This is a genomic window from Modestobacter caceresii (assembly GCF_000761485.1).
In the GTDB taxonomy this organism is placed as follows: domain Bacteria; phylum Actinomycetota; class Actinomycetes; order Mycobacteriales; family Geodermatophilaceae; genus Modestobacter; species Modestobacter caceresii.
Genome location: NZ_JPMX01000044.1, coordinates 96,176 through 102,922 on the forward strand (window position 1 = coordinate 96,176; position 6,747 = coordinate 102,922).

Annotated in this window: 5 protein-coding genes; all 5 read right to left on the reverse strand. The window is 74.0% G+C overall.

Features of this window, described 5'->3' with window-relative positions; genetic code table 11:
* Positions 1-9 precede the first annotated feature (9 nt).
* Complete coding sequence (locus IN07_RS11360) at positions 10-1,218, reverse strand: SRPBCC family protein (RefSeq protein ID WP_036335913.1); 1,209 nt, start codon at positions 1,216-1,218, stop codon at positions 10-12.
* Positions 1,219-1,384: 166 nt separating this feature from the next.
* Positions 1,385-2,242: an FAD binding domain-containing protein gene (locus tag IN07_RS11365; protein ID WP_036335914.1), complete on the reverse strand. Its 858-nt coding sequence runs from the start codon at positions 2,240-2,242 to the stop codon at positions 1,385-1,387.
* A complete protein-coding gene (locus IN07_RS11370; protein WP_036335915.1) occupies positions 2,239-4,737 on the reverse strand; it encodes a xanthine dehydrogenase family protein molybdopterin-binding subunit in 2,499 nt (832 codons plus the stop codon). Before IN07_RS11370 ends, IN07_RS11365 begins: the two co-directional genes overlap by 4 nt.
* Entirely contained in the window at positions 4,734-5,288 is a 555-nt protein-coding gene (locus IN07_RS11375; protein WP_036335916.1) for a (2Fe-2S)-binding protein, read from the reverse strand. Before IN07_RS11375 ends, IN07_RS11370 begins: the two co-directional genes overlap by 4 nt.
* 162 nt (positions 5,289-5,450) lie before the next feature.
* Positions 5,451-6,671, reverse strand: a complete 1,221-nt coding sequence (locus IN07_RS11380; RefSeq protein ID WP_036335917.1) for an MFS transporter — start codon at positions 6,669-6,671, stop codon at positions 5,451-5,453.
* Positions 6,672-6,747: the final 76 nt, after the last annotated feature.

The window sequence follows — 6,747 nt, forward strand, 5'->3', positions numbered from 1 at the left end:
CGGAGGCTCCTACCTGCGGCGGCGGCGCACCAGCAGGGCGATCAGCAGCGCCAGCACGGTGACCCCTGCCGCCGGCGCGGCGTAGCGGGTCAGCGCCGCCCCGCCAGCCACCTCGAGCAGGTCGATCGGCTCCGGCTCGGCCGGGGCCACCGGCCGCCGCGGCGTGCTGGGGGTGCTGCGCACCGGGCCGCCCCCGGCCGGGCGGTTCGGCGGGGCGGTGGTGCCGGTCGGCGGCTTGCTCGGCGCCTTGCGCGGGCCACCGTCCGGCGCGTCGGCCGCCGTCGTGGAGGCCGGCTCGGCGTCGGCTGCCTGGTCCTCGACCGTCCCGGTGCCGGAGAACGGTGCCGCACTGCCGGCAGCCGGGGCGGTGTCGCCGGCGGCTGGGGCCGTGTCGCCGGCAGCCGGGGCGGTGCCGGTGGCGGCCGGCGTGCCCTTCGTCGGCGGAGCCAGCGGATCGGGGACCGCGGCCTTGGCCGGGGCGCTCTTGGCGGGAGCGGCCTTCTTGGCCGCCTTCGCCGGAGCCGCCGCCTCCTCCGCGTCTGCTGCCTTGTCCGCCGCCGCAGCGGCGGTCTTCTTCGCCGCGGCACCGGCCTTCTCGGCCGCGCCGGCCGCCGGGGTGTCACCGGCAGCGCCCTCGACGCTCGCCGCGGCCTCCTCGACGACGCCGGCGGTGGTCGCGGCGGCCTTGGCGGCAGCGGCGGTGGCCTTCCCCGCCACGGTCGGCTCCTGCGTGCCCACGGCCGCTGCGGCCCGGGAGGCGTCACCCTCGGCGTCGCCGCTGGCCAGCTGGGCGGAGAGCTTGTCGGCGAACTGGCCGAGCAGCTTGTTGCCGACGTCGGTCATGACGCCGCGGCCGAACTGGGCGGGCCGGCCGGTGATGTTCAGGTCGGTCAGGACGTCGACGCGGGTGGTGTCGCCCTCGGCCGCGAGCGTCGCGGTGATGACGGCCGCGGCGGTGCCGTTGCCGCGCTGGTCCTTGCCGCGGGCGTCGATGACCGCACGGTGGGCGGCCTCGTCCTTCTCCACGAACGACGCCTTGCCCTGGTAGGTCAGGTTGATCGGTCCGAGCTTCACCTTGACCCGGCCGGTGAAGTCGTCACCGGTCACCGAGTCGAGAGCGGCCCCGGGCATGCAGGGGGCGATGCGCTCGATGTCCAGCAGCACCCGCCAGGCTTCGTCGATCGGCACCGGCACGGTGAACGCGTTCTCCAGCTGCACTGCAGGACCTCCGAGAGTGGGCAGCCCGGGCGGGAGGCGACGAGTCGGCGACAGCCCGTCCGGGTCGTGCGGTGATCGAGGCGAGACGGCGACGCTACCGCGCCCCTGCCGGCGCCGCCGGACCGGTCACGCCACGGATGTGACGGACCGGTCCGGGGCTACGCCGCTACAGGCCGACCGCGGCTGCCAGCGCCCGCCGGGTGAGCACCTGGGCGAGGTGCTGCCGGTAGTCGGCCTGGGCGTTCAGGTCGTTGCTGGGGCTGGTGCCCTCAGCGGCCTGGGCCGCCGCCGCGGTCACCGTCTCCATGCTGACGTCCACCCCGACCAGCGCCGCCTCGGTGGCCGACGCCCGCAGCGGGGTCGGCCCCATGTTGGTCAACCCGATCCGGGCCTCCGCGATCCGGCCACCCTCCCGCCGGACGGCCGCGGCCACCGCCACGATCGACCAGGCCTGGGCCACCCGGTTGAACTTCTCGTACCGGACCCCCCAGCCCTCGCCGAGCTTGGGCACCCGGATCTCGACCAGCAGCTCCCCCTCCTCCAGCGCGGTGGTGAGGTAGTCGACGAAGAACTCCGCGGCGGGCACGGTGCGCCGCCCGCCCGGCCCGGCGAGCACGAACTCCGCGTCCAGGGCCAGCGCGACCGCCGGGAGGTCCCCGGCCGGGTCTGCGTGCGCCAGCGCACCGCCGAACGTGCCGCGGCGGCGCACCTGCCGGTCGGCCACCGTCTCGGTGGCCTGCACGATGAGCTGCCCGTACTGGGCCAGCAGCGGGTCGGTGAGGACGTCGGCGTGCGTGGTCATCGCCCCGATGACCAGCATGTCGCCGTCCTCCCGCACCCCACGCAGCTCCTCGACCCGGGTGAGGTCGACGAGCACCTCGGGAGCGGCGAGCCGCAGCCGCATGACCGGGATCAGCGACTGCCCGCCGGCGAGGACCTTGACGTCCTCACCGCCGTCGGCGATCGCCTGCAGCGCCTCCTCGACCGTCGTCGGTCGGGCGTAGGCGAACGGTGCAGGAATCACAGGTGACCTCCGGAGGACGACGGATCGGTGGACGCGGCAGCCGTCTCGCCGGCGGTGGCGCCCTGGGCGTTGGAACCGGCGGCGGCCCGGTCTCCGCCGTCGCCGCCCTGGTGGATCGCCCGCCACACCCGTTCCGGGGTGAGCGGCATCCGGATGTCGGTGACGCCCAGGTGCCGGACGGCGTCGAGCGCGGCGTTGACCACCGCCGGGGTGCTGGCGATGCAGCCGGCCTCCCCGACGCCCTTGGCGCCCAGTGGGTTGCTGGTCGCCGCGTGCACGGTGTTGCCGGTGTCGAAGTGCGGCAGGTCCGAGGCCGCCGGCACCAGGTAGTCGACGAAGCTGCCGGTGGTCAGGTTGCCCTCGGCGTCGTAGATCGCCTCCTCGTACATCGCCTGGGCGATCCCCTGGGCCAGGCCGCCGTGCACCTGGCCCTCGACGATGAGCGGGTTGACGATCGTGCCGACGTCGTCGACGCAGGCGTACTTCCGGATCTTGGCGAACCCGGTCTCGGTGTCGATCTCCATCGCGCAGATGTGCGTGCCGTGCGGGAAGGAGAAGTTCTCCGGGTCGAAGGTGGCCTCGGCGTCGATGGTCGGCTCGACGCCCTCCGGGTAGTCGTGCGCGGCGAAGATCGCCAGGGCGACCTCCTGGATGCCGACCCCGGCGCCCGGCGTCCCCCGCACGGTGAACTTCCCGCCGGTGAACTCGAGGTCGTCGGCGTTGGCCTCCAGCAGGTGGGCGGCGATCACCCGGGCCTTCTCCACCACCTTCTCCGCGGCCTTCACGACCGCGGTGCCCCCGACGACCAGCGACCGGGAACCGTAGGTGTCCAGCCCGCGCGAGGAGATGGCGGTGTCGCCGTGCAGCACCTCGACGTCCTCGAACGGCACGCCGAGCTGGTCGGCGACGATCTGGCTCCACGCCGTCTCGTGCCCCTGGCCGTGCGGCGTAGAGCCGGTGACCACCTCGACCTTGCCGGTGGGCAGCATCCGGATCGACGCCTGCTCCCAGCCACCCGCGCCGAAGGCGAGCGAGCCGAGCACCCGGGAGGGGGCCAGCCCGCACATCTCGGTGAAGGTGGAGAAGCCGATGCCCAGCTGGACCGGGTCGCCGGACTCCCGGCGACGCTTCTGCTCGGCCCGCAGCTCGTCGTAGCCCAGCAGCTCCAGCGCCTGCTCGGTGGCCTGGTGGTAGTCGCCGGAGTCGTACTCCAGCCCGGCGACCGTGGTGAACGGGAACTCCTCGGCGTTGATCCAGTTCTTCCGGCGCACCTCCAGCGGGTCCATGCCCAGCTCGACGGCGAGCTCGTCCATGATCCGCTCGATCGCGAAGGTGGCCTCAGGCCGGCCGGCGCCGCGGTAGGCGTCGGTGGGCACCTTGTTGGTGAAGACGCCGTCGCACTCGAACCGGTAGGCCGGGAACTTGTAGATCCCCGGGAACATGAACGCGCCCAGCGCCGGGACGCCGGGGGTGATCAGCCGCAGGTAGGCGCCCATGTCGGCCAGCAGCCGCACCCGCAGGCCCTTGACGGTGCCGTCGCGGTCGGCGGCGACGTCGATGAACTGGACCTGGTCGCGGCCGTGGTGGGCGGTCATCAGCGACTCACCGCGGGTCTCGGTCCACTTGACCGGCTTGCCCAGCCGCCGCGCGATGAGCAGGCAGAGGATCTCCTCCGGGTTGACCTGCAGCTTCCCGCCGAACCCGCCACCGACGTCGGGGGCGATCACCCGCAGCTTGTGCTCCGGGATGCCGGTGACCATCGCGGCCATCACCCGCAGGATGTGCGGGATCTGGGTGGCCGACCACATCGTGTAGTTGTCGCCGGAGGGCTGGACGACGACCGAGCGGGGCTCCATGAACGCCGGGATCAGCCGCTGCTGGACGAACCGGCGGCTGACCACGACCTGGGCGTCGGCGAACGCCTGCTCGGTGTCACTGCCCGTGCCGGCCTCGCCGGCGTCGAAGACGAAGTGGTAGCTGGTGTTCGACGTGGTGTGGTCGTGCACCAGGGGCGAGCCCTCCTGCACGGCCTGCTCCATGTCCAGCACGACCGGCAGCGGCTCGTAGTCGACGTCGATCGCCTCGAGGGCGTCGGCGGCGGCGGTGCGGCTGCGGGCCACGACGACCGCGACCGCCTCGCCCACGTGGTTGACCTGCTCGACGGCGATCGAGGGGTGCCCCGGGTTGACCATGTCCGGGGTGACCGGCCAGGCGCAGGGCAGCGAGCCCTGCTCCTCGGCGAGGTCGGCCCCGGTGTAGACGGCGACGACGTTCGGCCGCTCCTTCGCCGCGCTGACGTCCAGGTGGGTGATCCGGCCGTGGGCGACCGGGCTGCGCAGCACCGCGAGGTGCAGCATCCCGGGCAGCACCATGTTGTCGGTCCAGGTCGTCTTGCCGGTGATCAGCCGGGCGTCCTCCTTGCGGCGACGCGCCTGCCCCACCTCCTTGGCCGGCGGCAGGTCGACCGAGGAGGTCGGGTCCTCGACCGCGGTCATGCCTGCACCGCCACGTGCTCGGCGGCCGCGGTGTCGACGGCGGCCGGCTCGGCCTGCGGGTCGTCGGCGGCCTTCCCCGACATCTCCGCCGCCGCCTGGCGCACCGCCCGGACGATGTTCTGGTACCCGGTGCAGCGGCAGAGGTTGCCCTCGATGCCCTCCCGGACCTCCTCGTCGCTCGGGTCGGGGTTCTCCTTCAGCAGGTCGATCGAGGCCATGATCATCCCGGGCGTGCAGAACCCGCACTGCAGGCCGTGCATCTCGTGGAAGGCCCGCTGCACCGGGTGCAGGGTGGCGCTGTCGCCCTCGCCGGTGGCGACGCCCTCGATCGTGGTGACCTGGCAGCCGTCGGCCTGGACCGCGAACACGGTGCAGGACTTCACGGCCTGGCCGTCCAGGTGCACGGTGCAGGCACCGCAGTTGCTGGTGTCGCAGCCGACGACGGTGCCGACCTTGCCGAGCTGCTCTCTCAGGTAGTGGACCAACAGGGTCCGTGGCTCGACGTCGTCCGTGTAGGACGCCCCGTCGACCCGCACGTTGATCTGGGTCACGAGTCCTCCGCTCCGTTGCAGGGCCGTTCGTGGCCGAGATCACCCGGCCTCGGCGTGAGTGTGTCAACGGACACACTCCCGCGCCAGACCGAGTTGGCTGCTCGGGACGGCGGGCCGCGGGCGGACCCGGCTGCGGGCGGGCCGGCTGCCGGCGGGAGCGGGTCAGGCGGCGGCGCGCAGCTCCCGGCGACGCAGCACGGCCGAGGCGGCCAGGAAGCCCAGGCCGAGGACGGCGAGCCCGGCGCCCACCACGCTCGGCGCCCGGTAGCCCAGGCCGGCGGCGATGACCAGACCACCGAGCCAGGCGCCCAGGGCGTTGGCCGCGTTGAGCGCCGAGTGGTTCAGCGCGGCGCCGAGCATCTGCGCCTCACCGGCGACCTCCATCAGCCGCAGCTGCAGGAGCACGACCATCGTGGAGGCGGCCGCGGCGATGGTGAACACCGTGACGATCAGCGCCAGGGCGTTGCCGGCGGCCACCGCCATCACGCCGAGGAGCACGCCGGTGGCGACCGTCGCCCCGACCAGCGAGCGGAACAGCGCCCGGTCGGCGAGCCGTCCGCCCAGCACCGTCCCGAGGACGCCACCCACCCCGAAGGCCAGCAGCACGACCGGCACGAAGCCGGCCGACCGGCCGGCCACCTCGGTGACGATCGGCGCGATGTAGCTGTACATGGCGAACATCCCGCCGAAGCCGACGGTGGCGACCAGCAGGGTCAGGACCACCTGGGGCCGGCGCAGGGCACCCAGCTCGGTGCGGATCGACGCCTCCGACCGCCCGGGCACCGACGGGACGACGGTGAGCACGGCCAGCAGCGTGACGGCGCCGATGACCACGACCGCCCAGTAGGCCGAGCGCCAGCCCAGCTGCTGGCCCAGCCAGGTCGCGGCGGGCACCCCGGCGACGTTGGCGGCCGCCAGCCCGAGCATCACCGAGCTGACCGCGCGGCCGCGCAGGTGGGCCGGCACCAGGGACGCGGCGATCAGTGAGGCGACGCCGAAGTAGGCGCCGTGCGGGAGGCCGGCGACGAAGCGGGAGAGCACCAGGGAGCCGTAGCCGGGGGCCAGCGCGCTGAGGGTGTTGCCGACGACGAACGCCACCATCAGCCCCATCGCCAGGCGCCGGCGTGGCAGCCGGGCGCCCAGCGCGGCGAGCACCGGGGCACCGACGACGACGCCGAGGGCGTAGGCGGAGATGACGTGCCCGGCCTCGGGGATCGTCGCGTCCACCCCGCGGGCGATGTCGGGCAGCAGGCCCATGGTCACGAACTCGGTGGTGCCGATGGCGAACCCGCCGAGCGCGAGGGCGACGATCGCCAGGACGGCGGTGCGGGTGGACGGTGCGGTGGGGACCGACGTCGTCGAGACGGCGGGGGCTGCGCTCACAGCTGGCCCAAGACGTTGCCCGCCGCCACCATTCCCACCGCCGTCGCGACCCGTTCGGGTGGTTCGGCGCGAGCCG